Genomic DNA, 16,439 nt, shown 5'->3' on the forward strand with positions numbered 1-16,439 from the left:
CGCATTTCCCATATAAACAAGTTCATTACAGTTACAGCAATTCCTCGAGCGTCTCAAAGAGTACGTCGGGTTCCACGGGTTTGCTCAGGTGAGCGTTCAGGCCCGCCTGCAGGCTGTTCTGCTCGAGTTCTTGCACGAACGAGAATTCCGCATTCTTGAGCGACATGCCGCCCGATTCGATGCGGCTGATATCCAGGATATCGTTATTGACTCCCAACATGTGCTGCGCCGATGTCCCGATTTTTTGCAAGAGCACCCTCGTTGTCTGCGAAAGGTCGGCATCGTTCATGGCGATACAGTTGAGTCCGATGATGGCGTTCATGGGCGTGCGGATTTCGTGGCTCATGTTGGAAAGAAACACCGTCTTCGTCTTACTTGCCTTTTCGGCGGAATCAAGCGCTTCCTTGAGCGCCTCGCGGCTCCGCTCCAGTTCGCGGCGGTATTCCTCTGTTTCATCCTCGAGCACAAAACTATGCAGTAGGCTTATGCCGAGCATGTAGCCCATCGCATAGAAGGGCCACAGCGGGAAGAACACCTGAACCCCGAGAAACACCACCATGGCAAGACCAAAAAGCCCGATAGCCAAGTGCCGCTGGCGGATATCGCCCTGCGTCTTCGCAGTTGTGTACAAAGTATAAATCGATGTAGAAAGGAACATTGCGATTTGCGCCACGAGTGCAGCATGCCGCATGCAGGCGGTGTGATATTCGCTCTGGTTATCGAACCAGAAAAACACCGGATAGAAGAAGTTGATCGCGATAAAGACGAGGAACACCCAGAAAATCGCCTGCCCCGTGCGCAAGAGCCAGCGTTCAAAGAAATTCTTGCGGTCCAGGTAGGACACCACGTAGCGCGCCCACAGCACGACCGTCGCAATCATGGCAACGAAATAGATAGTAGTATCTACAAGCTGTAGGCCAGTCAGGCGTTGTTCGTCCAGCAAGCCCCACAGCATATCGGTAATGTAATACGCAGTACTCCGAGCAAGAATCAGCGATAATACAGGCGGGTACGCGAATACTCCGACTCGCGCTGCTTCCGCAACACATCGCGGTTGCCGATGAGCAAAAGGATTGTCGCCAGGACGCCAATAATTGAATAAGTCATAATTTCTTCCCGCGTTCTGCTACCGCACCCACTGCGCAAGCGTTTCTGTGAGCATGCCGACATCGATGGGCTTTGCCAGGTGAGCGTTCATGCCGGAGTCTTTCTACTTCTTGAGGTCATCGCCAAAGGCGTTCGCAGTCATGGCGATAATGGGAACGCTAGCCTTCGCCTTGTCGGGCAGGGCACGAATCTGGCGACTCGCCTCGCAACCAAAAAAGCCTTCGACGCTGCCCATGCGCTAAAGGGTGTTCTCGGGAACCTCTCGCTCACGCCGATTTATACGCCGGTTGCAGAAATCACCGAATTGTTGCGCAGGGAAACCGACATGGATTACAAAAGCCGGCTTGATACCATCCTCGAAAAGAAGGATGAACTCGACAAACTTTGCGCGGATTAAACTTTATTTTTAGATTTTTACTATATTTATGCGCGTATTAACATATTTGCATAGACTTAGGGTGCCGGTTCGCCCGCCCACGGAGAAATTATGAAGATTGTAGACATTCTGAAGCAAGACAAGATAAGCCTTTCGTTCGAAGTTTTCCCGCCTAAAAAAGAGACAAGCTTCGATAACGTAAAGGCCGCCACCGAATCGATTGCAGCTCTCGGTCCCGCCTTTATGAGCGTGACTTACGGTGCCGGTGGCGGCGTGAGCCAGTACACGCTCCAGATTGCAAAGAACCTGAAGGAAAAGTTCGGCATCCCGATGCTCGCCCACCTCACCTGCGTTTCCAGCAGCAAGGAAACCATCCGCCAGCGCATCGAAGATATGAGGGCCGCAGGCATCAAGAACGTGATGGCACTCCGTGGCGATCTCACGCCGGAGCTGATTGCAAACGGTCGCGACAACTGCGATTACCACTACGCCGTGGAACTCATCCGTGAACTCAAGGACGCAGACGCGGACTTCTGCATCGGAGCCGCCTGCTACCCCGAGAAGCACCCCGAAAGCGCCAACCAGGCCGAAGACATCAAACACCTCAAGGAAAAGGTCGACGCCGGCGCCGACTTTCTCACGACGCAGATGGTTTTTGATAACAACCTCTTCTTCAGTTTCCTTTACAAGCTCCGCGATGCTGGCGTGAACTGCCCGGTGCTCCCAGGCATTATGCCCATCACGAACGCGAACCAGGTGGAACGCGCCATCAAGCTTTCCGGTTCCTTTATGCCGCAGCGCTTTAAATCGCTTGTGGACAAGTTCGGCAGCGATCCAGAAGCCATGAAGCAGGCCGGTATCATTTACGCCAGCGACCAGATCATCGACCTGTACGCCAACGGCATCACAAACGTACATGTTTACTCCATGAACAAGCCGGACGTTGCCGAAGGAATCCTGAAGAACGTCTCCGACATTTTGGGCAAAAACTTCGCCTAAAAACTCCCTATTCCAACTTGGAATACTCCCCGGCAAAATGGTCCAACAGCCTTGCTGGGGCTTTTTTTTTTGCCCTATATTTGAAAAAAATCCTTTTTTTGAAAAATAAGACAAAAACGTGACACTTTTTCTTGAAATCTTTATATATATTGAAGGTATAGTGTGATTAGCACCGATAGTTTTATTTTTTAAAAGGATCATTATGCTCTCTTACGCAGAAGCTTACAAAATTGCCGCCGATGTCCACAAGAACCAAACAGACAAGGCCGGCGGCCCCTATATCGATTTTCTCCAAAACGTCGCGGACTTCTTGAAGAACAGGGGTGAATCCGAAGAGGTTCAGACACTCGCCATTTTGCAGGACTTGATTACCGATTCTACCAAGAAGACCCCAGAAGAAGTGATTGCCATGGGCGTTCCGGCCGATATGGTCGAAAAGATCCAGAAAATGACATACCACAAGAACCAGGGCTGGATCGACGAATACAGCTGCAAGCTGATGGCCGAAGGCGTCCCCGCCGAAGAAGCGAATTACGAAGCCCGCGAAAAGGAATTCGTAAATTTCATGGGCACCCTCAAGAACGATCCGCTGATGGCCAAGGCCAAGAGCGCCATTCTGAACGTTCTTTTGGAAGACAAGTACATCAAACGCCAGGAACGCCGTGAACTCAAGACCAAGTTCCGCCTCAAGAAGTACCAGGCGGCTATCGAAGCCCTCGGCGTGTAAGTTAGACGAGTAGGTTACAAGGCGAGCGTCGCAGCGGCAAACCTGTTTGCCGATATGACCGAACCGCAGTACCTGACGCCAAAGGCGTCAAAGAACGCCGCTACGCGGCTACAGACTAGAGACGAGAGAAATCTCGTCTTTTTTCTTTATCTCTCGTCTTTCGTCTCTCATCTCTCGTCTAAAAAACAGTAGCCGAAAAAGCCGTATTTTGCTATTTTTACGCGCGTAATTTAAGAGTCCCGTAAACCATGCGGGGCAAAACAAAAAGGAACACAACCATGGCAAATAAAGTCTATAACTTTAGCGCAGGACCGTCTGTCCTGCCCGAACAGGCACTCAAGGAAGCATCTGCTGCATGCATCGACTTCGAAAACAGCGGTATCAGCATTCTCTCCATGAGTCACCGTTCAAAGCCAATTGAAAACATGTTCGCCCAGACGGAACAGTATCTCCGCGAATTGATGGGCATCCCTAAAGACTACGACATCGTTTTCCTCGGTGGTGGTTGCTCCCTTCTGTTCTGCATGCTCCCGATGAACTTCTTGGACCAGGACGCTACGGCAGACTACGCTCTGACTGGCGTTTGGGCAAACAAGGCTTACAAGGAAGCCAAGCAGTTCGGTAACGCTCTCGCCGCTTGCGACACCAAGTCCGAAACCTACAGCCGCATCGACAAGAACCTGAAGCTTTCCGACAACGCGACCTACCTCCACGTGACTGCCAACAACACCATCTACGGTACCGAATGGCACAACTTCCCGAAGCCGAAGTCCGGCTTCCTCATGGCTGACGTGAGCTCCGACTTCCTCGCCCGCAAGATCAACGTGTCCGACTTCGGCGTTGTGTATGGCGGCGCCCAGAAGAACATCAGCTGCGCTGGCGTGACTGTTACCATCATCAAGAAGGGCCTCCTCGGCAAGGTGAACCGCACCATCCCGACGATGCTCAACTTCCAGACCCACATCGACGCTGCCAACATGTTCAACACTCCTCCGGTATTCGCCGTGTACGTGATGAACCGCACCCTCAAGTGGCTCAAGGAATTCGGTGGTGTCGAAGCTATCGAAAAGGTGAACCGCAGCAAGGCTGCTCTCCTTTACAGCGCCCTCGACAACTCCAAGGTTTTCGTCGGTACCGCTGCCAAGGAAGACCGTTCCATCATGAACGTTCCGTTCGTGTTCAACAAGGACGTGGTCGCTGCCGACAAGGCCGATGACCTCGCCAAGGAATTCCTCGAATTCGCAAAGGAACGCGGCCTCCAGCAGCTCAAGGGTCACCGCTCCGTGGGTGGCTTCCGTGCTTCCATCTACAACGCGATGCCGGTCGAAGGCGTGCAGGCCCTCGTTGACTGCCTCGGCGACTTCGAAAAGAAGGTGCTCGGCTAATTAGCCCAAAGCCCTATCAAAACCATTCAAAAAGCCTCAGCTCAATGCTGGGGCATTTATTTTGGCAAGAACCACCTATAAAGTCAAACGGAAAAAGGACTTTATAGGTACATAAAACAAAAAGATTATAAGGATGTACCTATAAACATTTTCACAAGCAACATTTTATAGGTACTTTTTTGCATTTTACAAACAAATTAACCACACAAAATCTCGAAATTCAAGAAAAAAACACCTATAAAACAACGGCCGACCATCATTTATAGGTCGCACATTACTTCGCACATAAAAAGAGTACCTATAAGACACTCAAAAGTGACAACTTATAGGTACGATCAACTCAAACAGATCATTTTTTATAAAAGAGGTCGACCGCAATATAAAGTCACGGTCACGGCAATGCACTATTCAGAGTCTGTCTTCTTAAACTTGTTCACGACATCGGGCACGATGTCCATGACTTTAGAAACAAGCGAACTGTCCTTGCTAATAGGCATCACGCGCACGTCGTCGCCCTTGATGACGAGGAAGGCGACCGGTTCCACCGAGGCGCCACCGCCAGAGGCAGAAGTATCTCCCTTGGACTGATGACCACCAAAACCGAAACCCACTGACACGCGGCTCACGGGCACAACGGTCGATTCGCCGGCCTGAATGGGGTTACCGATAACCGTTTCAGCCTTGGTGATGAAACGGAGCTTTTCCAAAAGAGTTTCTGCAAGTTTTTCAATAGCCATAGCACTAATATAACAAATTCAGAATTCAGATTTCGGATTTCAGAATTGAAAAATGCGCCGATGGCGCCTAACTCACCTCAAAGCCATGCTAAGCAAGGCGAGCACATTCCTCAAAGGCACATCGTGCCGAGCTCATAACCGCTAATATCGCGCCTCGTAAATGCGGTCGCCGGCGGTAAAGAACGTGCGTTCCAAGTCCGGCCAGGACATATAGCCCCAGACAACAGCCACTCGCCCACCGGACAGGCGGCTTGCAATTCCGTTTGAGCCCTCACCCGCCTCAAAGTAAATGCAGTCATTCGCAGGGAAGATGCCGACCGGTTCCACGTGCTTCAAGCCGGAAACCCAGGCTCTGAACGCATCCGATTCGACCTGGTCCCAGCTGCGAGCCACATTCCAGCGCAAATTACCGTCACGATAGCTTTGCACCAGCACCGGAAAGCTCGACTTGACGCCGAGGAAAAACTTCGTCTGAATCGAAGAACGTCCCTGTTCACGGAATTCAAACGGCAAGCTCAGGAATGCCTGCGGGAAGCCGCCATGGTAGCCAGGGAACTTGCGGACGTAATTTTCAAGGTCTGCTCGTTCATAGCGGCGGTAGCTGTCGTGTCTGAAAATAAAGATATGTTTGTCGGCACGGAAACTCTGCTCCAGGAAGTTACCCCTCAGAATCGGAACGCTGCCCTGAAAATGTCCGCTATTCATGTAATAGTCGAGCGCATACACATCGCTTTCGAACTCAAGCACCGTCACGTCCAAAGTATCGCCAAGCATAACCGCATAACGGTAATCAAAGCGACATTCCAGCGAAGATATTTCTGAATTTTTCGAAGAATCTTGTGCAAAGGAAACAGGCTTCAAAAATTTGTACGCAATCGCGGAATAGTCGACTGGGATTTCATCTTTCTCCTGGCAGCCAGTCACAAGCGCCGCAATACTCGCCGCAAGCACAAGCCCCAAGGATTTACAAGAGAAAAACATACGTGAAATGTAGAAAAAAAAAGAGTCAAAATTTCAAAAGTCTCCAAATCTAAACAACTCCGAAATCTGAATGCCGAAATCCGAATCAAATAGCGTAGTTGCAATATTTGCGCAAGGGACATTTGCGACACCGGTTTGTAGCTTGTCGACAGATAAAATCATCCGTACCGTCTTCCAAGTAGAACTGCAGACTATGAGCAGCCACATAGGCGGTCAAGGTGTCGACCTTCGACTTTTTGACTTCGGCATTCTCGGACTGTTCCATCAAATACCGCACAAGCGCCACATACATGTCGATCGCCAGCGTTTGCTTTTGCGAAGACTCTAAATCCGCAAAGCCGTCGCTCGCAGGCCCAAGAATCGAGAGATAGCGGCGAGCGCCCATCGTCAAAGGCAACGGAGGCCATTTCACGGAATTATGCCCGGATTCACATTCAATACAGTCAAGCCCAAGCCCCACCGGAGCAGGAGCAAGCAATCGATAAATCGCGGCACAAACTTTCGGGCGCGGATTCCCCTTGCCCATAAAATAGATTTCACCCAGATCGCGCCAGATTTCTTCGGGCGTGCGAGACTTAAGCCAGCCTTGCAAATCCAGGTGACGGCGCACAAAGAGCCCTACACTCCAGAAAATTCCCGACACGTTCTCAAACATGGACCAGGAGCGACAACCGAAAGCGGTTTCTACACAGTCCTCAATGTCCTGCGCCTTCGGCACCGGCAATGTCCAGAGTTTTTCGCCAGGGAATTTTTCGTTCAGAGTCCGCAAAAGCGTCACAAACTCAGGGTAGCTAACGTCTTGAAAAAGCGCCGTTCCGAAAAGCGTCCAGGCAATACGCGCATTGATATTTTTTTCACAAGTTGCGACGGCAAGAACCAGGTCATCGATTCGCGCAAACAAGCGCACGAATTCAGCCGTCGCCTTGAACAACGCCGGCTCATCGTGAATAAAACGCTTAACAGATACCACCGGAAATACCTAAAGGCAATGCGCCTCGATACTGTATTAGAGCGCCTCGCCCACCTTCACGGCAGTCCCGACACGGCTCTGGAAAAGCCCCGGATTTCTTTCGCGAATCTTCTTGTCAACCACGAGAATCACGGTGCTGCCCATTTCAAAACGGCCGAGTTCGCCGCCCTTTTCCGCGCGGATTTCTTGCGAGGGTTTCCAGTCGTAGCGCTTGCAGTCCCTGGGGAGTTTGCCCGCATTCACAAGGAGCTCGTCCGTGTAAGCGACTCCGATGCGGCCCACGTTCGTAGCTCCGACCTTGACCACCAGCATTTCAGAACCGTCGTCCAGGCGTATATGGCTCGTGAGTCGTTCGTTGATGCAAAACAGGCCTTCCACGCGTTCAACACTGCCGACGTTCACCGGCCAGAGAGTTCCCGGACAATAACTCGCGCCAATAACTTCGCCCGCAGCCGGACTGTGAATGCGATGGTAGTTGAACGGAGCCAGATAAATCGTCGCGAATGCGCCTCCTTCAAAGCGGGCGGCCATGTCTTCGTCACGGAGCAAGTCCTTGAGCGTGTAGGTTTTGCCCTTGGCCTGGATCAGTTCCTGCTTGCCGTCGAAAACGGCCGTCTGCGAAAGCACGCCGTCTACCGGCGATACAATTTCGGAATCAGCAATCGGGCGCATTCCCGGCTTGAGCCTGCGGATAAAAAGTTCACCGATGTTTGCGTAATGTTCGAGCGGATATTCCGACTCTTCCATATTCAGCTTGTAGTAGGCGGCAAACTTATTGCGTGCCACCTTCGAAAGCACCGGCACGCGAAGACGGGTAAAGGCTCCGAATACACGGCTTACCGCGTTCTTCGGCAACAACTTCATAAAGACATAAAATGCGGTATTCATGAAACGAAAGATAGTAATTCAGCGTGGCATGCTGCTGCCACCGGAACTTTTTCATATTTTTTTGTAAAAAAAGCACTTTTGTGCAGTGAAAATATTGACAAATGCCCTTTTGTGCATTATATTTGTGTATAGAAAGTTAATAGCGAGGTAAAATATGGTCAACGGAAAATTCGACGGTTTGGAAAACTCCAAACGCAAGGAATTGACTTCCCGTCAAGAAGAAATTCTTGAATACATCAAGAAATATTCAAAGGAAAACCGTATGCCACCCACAGTGCGCGAAATCGGCAACCATTTTGAAATTTCTTCGACAAACGGCGTGCGTTCCATTCTTGCAGCCCTCATCAAGAAGGGCTACATCAACCGTTCGCCCAGACTCAGCCGCGGCATCGAAGTTATCGACAACGACAAAAGCGGAAATGTCGCCGAAGCCCCGAGCAACACGATCGAAATTCCTATCGTCGGCCGAGTTGCCGCCGGTACGCCGATTCTTGCCGTGCAGAACCTCGAAGGCACCGTCACGATTGACCGCGACTTCCTCGCCTGCCGTTCGGATGTATTCGCACTCCGCGTCAAGGGCGATTCTATGATCAACGCCGGCATCTTTGACGGAGACCTCATCTTCGCTCGTCAGCAAAAGACTGCCGAACGCGGTGAAATCATCGTTGCTCAAATTGACAACGAAGCCACCGTCAAGTACTACCATCCCCTGGCAGACCATGTAGAACTTCGCCCAGCAAACCCGCGCTACCGTCCCATCATCGTCAAGAACGACAAGGACTTCACTATCGCAGGAAAGCTAATCGGCGTCATGCGCAAGGTGAACTAACAGGCAATCTCGCCAAGACGAGATTCATCTGTCGCACCGTTCGACCAGTGCGTCTATACTGTCAATCAGTATCGACGCTAATTTATTGATATATCTAAAAAAATACCGGAGCCTCTTCATTGGCGCGTCCAAGAAAGATGAAAAACTCCCGCAGCCTTGCGAGAGTTTTTTGAAATTGCGATGAATGGAGATATTAGTCGTCCATTTCGGCCAGATCTTCTTCAGCGGCCTTCAGGTCGTCTGCGTCCGGTCCAATAATATCGTCATCTTCTTCATCCAGGGAGTCTCCGTCCATAGCGCCCAGCTGGTATTCCACCTTACGGGCTTCCTTGGACTGGCCGAGCTTAAGGATTGCGGCGCATTCTTCACAGAAGCCGAGGTGCTTGTCGACCCAGAATTCAGGAGACACCAAGTTGCGGTTGCAACGGGTGCACATCTGCGTCGCCGCTTCACGCTCGAACAAGCGGTTCTGTTCTTCCAGTTCCTTGAGGATACGTTCCGTCAATTCTTCCTGCGTTTCTTCGGCGAGGGACGCCTTGTGGCGGATCGGGGAAGTCGGCTTCATGTCCAGGTTCTTGACATCGCTGGACATTTTCTTCTTGTTGGAGCGGTCTTCGGATTCATCGACCTTTACGAACATGATCGTCTTGGCAAGACGCTTGACTCCCTGCAGAAGTACGGCATAGGCGTAGTCCGGAGCATTCTTCTTCTTGACTTCGCCCTTGTCGTCAGCAGCAACGGAAGCGACTGCAGCGGATTCTTCCTTAACCTTGGGTGTTTCTACCGGAGCGACCTTTTTTTCTTCCTTGACAGGAGCCTTTACCGGAGCGGGCGCGGACTTCTTGGCAGCAGGAGCGGCCTTTTCCACCTTTTCAGCAGCCTTCGGTTTTGAGGCAACCTTTTCGACGGTCTTTGCGGCAACAGGTTTCGCGGAGGATTTAGAGACCTTCTTCTCCGTGGCAACGGGCTTCGCGGCGGGAGCCTTCTTTGCAGTAGAAGTCTTAGGAGCATCCTTAGTCACTGACTTTTTAGATTCAGCCTTCGGAGCGGGCTTTGCCTTGGCGGGGGCCTTTTTCGCAGGAGCCGGAGCAGGCTTCTTTGCAGCAGGGGCGACCTTCTTAGCCGGCTTTTCAGCAGGCTTCTTGGCTGGAGCCTTAGCGGCAGCCTTCGCTGCCGGCTTGGCGGCACTCTTTGCAGCAGCCTTGGCGGGAGCCTTTTTGGACTTGGAATCCTTAGATGCGACTTTCTTAGAACTCATAGGTTACTTCTTTTCCACGATAGTGATGTTAATAATGGGGTCGTTCTGTTCGATGCGACAAACTACATCCTGCCCTTCGAGCACCTTGCCAAACACGGTGTGCTTACCATCCAGATGGTGCTGGGGCGTCTGCGTAATGAAAAACTGCGAACCGTTCGTATTCGGGCCACGGTTGGCCATCGAAATCACTCCGGTTTCATGCGTCAACCTGGAAATTTCATCGTCGATCGAATAGCCGGGACCGCCCGTGCCATTACCATCGGGATCGCCGCCCTGGATCATGAATCCCGGAATCACACGGTGGAACAGGAGACCATTATAAAATCCCTTGTTCGCAAGTTCCACAAAATTGGCAACCGTATTCGGGGCGGACTTGAAATCAAGATTAATTACGATTTTACCTTCGTGAGTTTCGATGACAGCCTCGATAGCCTTGATTCCAGAGTAATCTTTATTGAAAACCTTGCCCTCTGCAAATGATAGGCAGAACAGTCCCGATGCAAGGGTGCAGACAACGGCAAAAAAAACTAACGGACGACACCAGGAATGGTGGACCATGCGATTTGAAAATTTTGAAAACATATTCCTGACAACCATGAAGTAATGGTGCTTTTCTACAATTTATATCGGTAATATAGCTAATTTTGTCAAAGCCCATTTGCGCATTTTCTATATTTACCCCGAAAATTAGCAGTATTCACCCGGTAAATCTATCGCACCTATGCCGCAAAACGACAATATCAGAAATTTCAGCATCATCGCCCACATTGACCACGGTAAATCGACACTTGCAGACCGCATGATCGAACTGACCAAGACGGTCTCGAAAAACGAGATGACCAACCAGCTCCTGGACGACATGGACCTTGAACGCGAACGCGGCATTACCATCAAGGCTCACGCCATCCGCATGGTGTACGAAAAAGACAGCAAGGAATACATCCTGAACATGATCGATACGCCGGGGCACGTGGACTTTACTTACGAAGTCAGCCGCTCCCTGGCCGCATGCGAAGGGGCGATTCTCGTCGTGGACGCAAGCCAAGGCATCGAGGCACAAACACTATCGAACCTCTACCTGGCTCTGGAAAACGATCTGGAAATTATTCCGGTGCTCAATAAGGTAGACCTTCCGGGCGCTCAGCCCGACCATGTGGCACAGCTCGTAGGCGACTTGCTCGGTTACGATCCCGACAAGATTCCCCGCATTTCGGCAAAGACAGGCCTGAACGTGGAGCAGGTGCTGGACAAAATTGTCGACGAAATTCCAGCCCCCAAGGGCGATAGCGGAAAGCCGCTCAAGGCACTCATCTTTGACTCCGTATACGATTCTTACCGCGGTGTGATCAATTACATCCGCATCGTAGAAGGTACGCTCAAGGCCGGAATGAAAATCCGCATGATGAAGACCGGCGGCGAATACATGGTGACCGAAGTCGGAACCTTCAGCATGCGCCGCGACCCGCGACCCGAACTTTCGGAAGGCATGGTGGGCTACGTACTTGCGAACGTGAAGACGATTAGCGACGTGAAAATCGGCGACACCTTGACCGATTCGGCAAACCCGGCTACCGAGCCGCTTCCTGGTTACAAGGATATTCTGCCGATGATTTATTCCGGTATCTACCCCATCAACCCGGAAGATTACAAGGACTTGCGCGAAGCCCTTGAAAAACTCCGCCTGAACGATTCCGCCTTGAGTTGGGAACCGGAAACTTCCGAAGCGCTCGGTTTCGGTTTCCGCACGGGGTTCCTCGGACTCTTGCACATGGAAATCGTGCAGGAACGCCTCGACCGCGAATTCAACGTGGACATCATCACGACCGTACCGAACGTGGAATACCACGTGTACATGAGCGACGGCACCATGGTGAAAATCGAAAGCCCCTCCAAGCTCCCCGACGCGAGCCGCTACGACCACATCGAAGAACCTTACGTGAAGGCGCAAATATTTACGCCCAAGGAATTCGTGGGTGCGCTCATGACGCTCTGCGAAGAAAAGCGCGGCGAATTCGAAACCATGGAATACCTCGACGAAGAAAAGGTTATTCTCAAGTACAACCTGCCGCTCGCCGAAATTATGTTCGATTTCTACGACCGCCTGAAATCCGTAAGCCGCGGCTACGCTGGCCTCGACTATGCGCCAAGCGAATACCGCAGAAACAACCTGGTCAAGCTGGACATCCTGTTGAACGGCGACCCGGTGGACGCCTTCTCGGTGATTATCCACAAGGACAAGGCCCACACTTATGCCAACGCCATCTGCGTGAAGCTTAAGGACCTTATTCCGCGCCAGCAATTCGACGTGGCCATCCAGGGCGCCATCGGCGGCAAGATCATTAGCCGCTCTACGGTGAAGGCCGTGCGCAAGGACGTGCTTGCCAAGTGCTACGGCGGCGACATTACCCGTAAGCGCAAGCTCCTTGAAAAGCAGAAGGAAGGCAAGAAGCGCATGAAGAGCATCGGCTCGGTGGAAGTGCCGCAGAAGGCGTTCCTCGCCGTGCTTTCGCTCTCCGACAACTCCACCAGCAACGGGGACTAAAACAAGATGTCCAGGCTTTCGAGAAAAGTTCGACGTTTACAGCGGCGCAATTCCCAAAGCCATATCTTCTTTTTATTCCTTATCCTCATGATAATACTGGGGCTTGCCTTAGCGGCTCGACTTTATGCGATCGCTCCCGTAAAGATCATGGATTCATCGATGGCCCCCAAGTTCAAGGAGCATTCCATCCACTGGATGTGCAAGCTTCCGCAATGCCTAAGCAGAATCCAGGACCAAGACATCGTCTGGGTCGCCCTCAAGAGCGGAGACGCCATGGTCCGTAACGTTCTTGCCATGCCGGGAGACTCCATTGAAATTACAGACAAAGGCATCGTCCGGACACCGCATCGCAACTTCAAATGGAAAAACGAAGATTCCTTTATACAAAGTAAGACCATTTACATTCCCAAGGCCGGCGACACGCTCTATTTTGAAAAACTAAACGACGTCGAACAAGATTATGTTCTCTCTTACCTGCATGCACACGGGCAAAAGGTTGCCGTCAAGTCGAGCCTATGGCAAGGTGACCGCGAAATAAACCTGGACCGTGTCGGCTCCACCAAGATCGCGAACCGCCAGGTCAGCCTTAAGGAAATTGATTTTCTCCCATGGCAGGACCGTTACCTTATCGAGTTGCAAATCCGTCAAAGCGAACCGGGTAACGCCCCCATCAAAATCAAGCGCGAGCTCTTCCGTCTCAAGCCTGCCAAGCTTGAACTAAATCCACCACCGCCGCAGACGCTGGATACAAACGAGGCCGAAACCGCAGCAATCAAGGACTCTACCGTCAAGGACACTGCAGCGATCGTGGCTGAAACGGCGGCGGAACCCAAGCCCGTGGAATACCTCGAAGAACCGCTCAACGAAATTATTATCGACGAAGACTGCTATTACTTGACCTGTTCAAAAGGAACCAGTTGTCCCGACTCCCGTGAATTCGGCTACTTCACCCATAACGACTTCATCGGGCGCTATATCAAGTGGCCTGACCGCATCAAGGACAAGGTCGTTGTCCCAGCGAAAAAACTCCTCGACAAAGCAATGAATTTTGCGCTGTCGCTCCTCGCTACGGAAGATGATGCTGTAGATGGTAGGAAGTAGACAGTAGGAAGCTGGATGGATTAAGAGGACGCCACAAGGCTGACTCCTGAAGCCCCCCCCCGATAACCTCATATAAAAAAGAATCATAAGGCGAACCTTATGACTCTATTTCAAATCGAAACTGTTCAGCAATTAGTCCAGCGAGTGAACCAAGAGACCGTCGCGGAGCTTCGGTTCAAACCAAGTGCTCTTCGGCGGCATGATTTCGCCGGCGTCGGCGATGTTCATGAGCTGATCGAGAGTGGTTGGGTACATGGCAAAGGCGCAGGCGCATTCGCCGCTATCCACGCGCTTCACCAGCTCGCCGAGACCGCGGATGCCACCGACGAAGTCGATGCGCTTGGAAGTACGCGGGTCGTCGATATCGAAGAGCGGCTTGAGGATAAGCTTCTGGAGGAGAGCCACGTCGAGGCTGTCCACCGGGCCGAGGTTCTTGAGGTATTCAGCCTTGAACGTGCAAGCGTACCATTTGCCGCCCATGTAGAAGTTCACCTGGTTCTGCTTGGCAGGGCTCTGCATCTTGTCAAGTTCAGCAACGTCAAACACCTTCTTCATTTCGTCCATGAGCTGTTCCGGAGTACGACCGTTCAGGTCCTTGAGCACACGGTTGTAGTCGAGGATCTTGAGCTGGGTGCTCGGGAAGAGAATGGCGAGGTAACGGTTGTATTCTTCGTCACCGGTGTTGTTCGGGTTCTGTTCGGCGCGGTAGCTGGCGGCGCGAGCACCAGCAGCACTGCGGTGGTGACCGTCGGCAATGTAGCTCACCGGAACGGCTTCGAAAGACTTGCGGATGGCTTCAATTTCGGCGTCATCGTCAATGATCCAAACCGTATGGCCGAATCCGTCGCCCTTGCTCACGAAGTCGTAAATAGGCTTACGCTTGGTCACGGCACCGAACACGTCGAACTGGCCCTGGTCGCGGTAAGTCAGGAACACCGGACCGGTATTGGCGTTGGTGGCTAGCACATGGCGCAGACGGTCTTCTTCCTTGTCGGCGCGGGTCAGTTCGTGCTTCTTGATAATGCCGTTGAAGTAGTCCGCAGCGGGCACACAGCAAACGAGGCCGTACTGTTCGCGACCGTTCATGGTCTGGCGGTAAACGTAGAGGCAGGGCTTCTTGTCGTAAGCGATTACGCCGTCGGCAATCATCTTGTCGAGATTTTCGCGAGCATGCACATAGACCTTCGGGTCGTATGCATCCACAGAATCAGGAAGTTCCAGCTCGGCACGAGTCACGCGCAAGTAGGAATGCGGTAGCCCTTCGGCCATGGCCTTAGCTTCGGCGCGGTTCATCACGTCGTACGGGAGGGCGGAAATCGTTTCGGCTTCGGCCGGATTCACCGGGCGCAGCGCCTTGAACGGATAGATATGCATCATAGGGTGTTTTCCTTTGTGTGCTTCTTTAATTAAAGCTTCGTCTTCAGCAATCAAGCTCTGGATGTAGCCGGTTTTCGCCTCCATCCATTTTTTCTTGCGATAATTTACAATAAAATAGGCCAGGAAAAAGAAGATGGCACCGCCAATGGCAGCCACAATCGTAATTCCGACCATAAATGCCGCCAAATGCCCTGCGGCATCGTGCCACAAGTGCGAAATCAGGGAAAAGCAGTTCTTGAAAGAAAGCCCTTCAAATTCTTCCAGAAAATCGAAATTGATTTTTTCAGGCTTCAACAGCCAGCAACCGATGGCGTATCCCGACGGATAGAAGAAACCGAACTGAGTGAGCGGGTTTGCCACGAAAGAAGAAACAATTCCCGGCACCTTCGGGAGTCTGAACAGGGCACAGAACGCAACCGTCAAAATAATCGCGACACCAATGGTCGGCCAAATACCAATAAATACGCCCGCCGCAACGGACCAAGCCACTTTCAAGGCATCTTGCCGTTTGGGAAACAAGCGGTTGTAATAGATACGGCTCAGTCTCTTATACTTCGACTCGTTGCGGTCGATACGCTTGTGCTTAAATTGAATCATTGCTAGCCAAATATAGCAATAGTAGGAAGTAGACAATAGACAGTCAGCAGAAATATGTAGCTAGTCGTCATCACATTTTCTACATTTAGGTCGATGAAACACTTGATTTCTAAAGAAGGCTTTGAAAAGTTCAAGGCGGAATGGGAACACCTGAAATACGTGGAACGCCCGGCGATGATCAATCAGGTGCAGGCGGCAGCGGCCGAAGGCGACCGTAGCGAAAACGCTGCCTACACGTATGGGCGTATGCGCGTGCGCGAAATCGACCGTAGGCTCCGCGAACTGGACCGCATCCTAGACGGCGCCAAGGTCGTTGAATCGCAGGCAAGCGATGACGGCACGGTTCGCTTTGGCGCCACAGTCAAGATGAAGGACATCAAGACCAAGCGCGAACGCACCTACAGTATCGTAGGCGAAAAAGAAATTGACCCGTTGCAAGGCCGCATCAGCATGAAGTCCCCCGTCGGCGAAGCCCTGATGGGCAAAAAACAAGGCGACCAGGTGCAAGTGCAAGCCCCCAAGGGTGTGATTACTTACGAGATCGTAGAAGTCACTTATTAATTCA

16 protein-coding genes and 1 pseudogene are annotated in these 16,439 nt (G+C 51.7%); 8 read left to right on the top strand and 9 right to left on the bottom strand.

The window, feature by feature from the left end:
* Positions 1 to 31: 31 nt before the first annotated feature.
* Entirely contained in the window at positions 32 to 955 is a 924-nt protein-coding gene (locus Q0P86_RS00955) for a histidine kinase dimerization/phospho-acceptor domain-containing protein (protein ID WP_295036779.1), read from the bottom strand.
* A gap of 231 nt (positions 956 to 1,186) precedes the next feature.
* Here Q0P86_RS00955 and Q0P86_RS00960 point away from each other — a divergent pair, with 231 nt between their 5' ends.
* The 4 genes from Q0P86_RS00960 (at position 1,187) to serC (ending at position 4,594) form a co-directional block, all read left to right on the top strand.
* Positions 1,187 to 1,504: a hypothetical protein gene (locus Q0P86_RS00960; RefSeq protein WP_290993237.1), complete on the top strand. Its 318-nt coding sequence runs from the start codon at positions 1,187 to 1,189 to the stop codon at positions 1,502 to 1,504.
* A gap of 90 nt (positions 1,505 to 1,594) precedes the next feature.
* Entirely contained in the window at positions 1,595 to 2,482 is an 888-nt protein-coding gene (gene metF, locus Q0P86_RS00965; RefSeq protein WP_290993240.1) for a methylenetetrahydrofolate reductase [NAD(P)H], read from the top strand.
* Positions 2,483 to 2,684: 202 nt separating this feature from the next.
* On the top strand, positions 2,685 to 3,209 hold the full coding sequence (locus Q0P86_RS00970) for a hypothetical protein (RefSeq protein ID WP_295036781.1): 525 nt from the start codon (positions 2,685 to 2,687) through the stop codon (positions 3,207 to 3,209).
* Between the two features lie 278 nt (positions 3,210 to 3,487).
* On the top strand, positions 3,488 to 4,594 hold the full coding sequence (gene serC, locus Q0P86_RS00975) for a 3-phosphoserine/phosphohydroxythreonine transaminase (RefSeq protein ID WP_295036783.1): 1,107 nt from the start codon (positions 3,488 to 3,490) through the stop codon (positions 4,592 to 4,594).
* Positions 4,595 to 4,998: 404 nt separating this feature from the next.
* Here the strand turns inward: serC and Q0P86_RS00980 are convergent, their stop codons facing one another.
* The 4 genes from Q0P86_RS00980 to asd form a co-directional block, all read right to left on the bottom strand.
* Positions 4,999 to 5,331 carry a GerW family sporulation protein gene (locus tag Q0P86_RS00980; protein ID WP_072978301.1) on the bottom strand — a complete coding sequence of 111 codons (333 nt, stop codon included), beginning with the start codon at positions 5,329 to 5,331 and terminating at the stop codon, positions 4,999 to 5,001.
* Between the two features lie 141 nt (positions 5,332 to 5,472).
* Positions 5,473 to 6,312, bottom strand: coding sequence for a hypothetical protein (locus tag Q0P86_RS00985; RefSeq protein WP_294114495.1), 840 nt, complete (start codon positions 6,310 to 6,312; stop codon positions 5,473 to 5,475).
* An 85-nt stretch (positions 6,313 to 6,397) separates the two neighbouring features.
* Positions 6,398 to 7,282 (bottom strand): hypothetical protein, encoded by an 885-nt coding sequence (locus Q0P86_RS00990; RefSeq protein ID WP_291022609.1) that lies wholly within the window; start codon positions 7,280 to 7,282, stop codon positions 6,398 to 6,400.
* A 36-nt stretch (positions 7,283 to 7,318) separates the two neighbouring features.
* Positions 7,319 to 8,170: an archaetidylserine decarboxylase gene (asd, locus tag Q0P86_RS00995; protein WP_295036787.1), complete on the bottom strand. Its 852-nt coding sequence runs from the start codon at positions 8,168 to 8,170 to the stop codon at positions 7,319 to 7,321.
* Positions 8,171 to 8,324: 154 nt separating this feature from the next.
* On the opposite strand from asd, the gene lexA reads away from it, so the two are divergent.
* Positions 8,325 to 8,999 (top strand): transcriptional repressor LexA, encoded by a 675-nt coding sequence (lexA, locus tag Q0P86_RS01000; protein WP_290993261.1) that lies wholly within the window; start codon positions 8,325 to 8,327, stop codon positions 8,997 to 8,999.
* A gap of 193 nt (positions 9,000 to 9,192) precedes the next feature.
* Here lexA and Q0P86_RS01005 read toward each other — a convergent pair whose 3' ends face one another.
* Together Q0P86_RS01005 and Q0P86_RS01010 are read right to left on the bottom strand one after the other, a co-directional pair.
* A complete protein-coding gene (locus Q0P86_RS01005; RefSeq protein WP_295036789.1) occupies positions 9,193 to 10,257 on the bottom strand; it encodes a hypothetical protein in 1,065 nt (354 codons plus the stop codon).
* A 3-nt stretch (positions 10,258 to 10,260) separates the two neighbouring features.
* The gene (locus Q0P86_RS01010; RefSeq protein ID WP_366513323.1) at positions 10,261 to 10,686 is read right to left on the bottom strand and encodes a peptidylprolyl isomerase; all 426 of its coding nucleotides are present in this window, start codon (positions 10,684 to 10,686) and stop codon (positions 10,261 to 10,263) included.
* Positions 10,687 to 10,978: 292 nt separating this feature from the next.
* Here Q0P86_RS01010 and lepA point away from each other — a divergent pair, with 292 nt between their 5' ends.
* Positions 10,979 to 12,799: a translation elongation factor 4 gene (lepA, locus tag Q0P86_RS01015; RefSeq protein ID WP_290993268.1), complete on the top strand. Its 1,821-nt coding sequence runs from the start codon at positions 10,979 to 10,981 to the stop codon at positions 12,797 to 12,799.
* Positions 12,800 to 12,886: 87 nt separating this feature from the next.
* Positions 12,887 to 13,900, top strand: coding sequence for a S26 family signal peptidase (locus Q0P86_RS01020; protein WP_291022601.1), 1,014 nt, complete (start codon positions 12,887 to 12,889; stop codon positions 13,898 to 13,900).
* 132 nt (positions 13,901 to 14,032) lie between these two features.
* Here the strand turns inward: Q0P86_RS01020 and Q0P86_RS01025 are convergent, their stop codons facing one another.
* Positions 14,033 to 15,277, bottom strand: a complete 1,245-nt coding sequence (locus tag Q0P86_RS01025; protein ID WP_366941285.1) for a DUF1015 family protein — start codon at positions 15,275 to 15,277, stop codon at positions 14,033 to 14,035.
* A 96-nt stretch (positions 15,278 to 15,373) separates the two neighbouring features.
* Positions 15,374 to 15,874: pseudogene (locus Q0P86_RS16835) on the bottom strand (DUF2062 domain-containing protein); the annotation flags it as partial.
* Positions 15,875 to 15,967: 93 nt separating this feature from the next.
* Here Q0P86_RS16835 and greA point away from each other — a divergent pair.
* Positions 15,968 to 16,435, top strand: a complete 468-nt coding sequence (gene greA / locus Q0P86_RS01030) for a transcription elongation factor GreA (protein WP_294114484.1) — start codon at positions 15,968 to 15,970, stop codon at positions 16,433 to 16,435.
* Positions 16,436 to 16,439 lie beyond the last annotated feature (4 nt).

The sequence above is a fragment of the uncultured Fibrobacter sp. genome (genome assembly GCF_946062555.1).
Lineage (GTDB): Bacteria > Fibrobacterota > Fibrobacteria > Fibrobacterales > Fibrobacteraceae > Fibrobacter.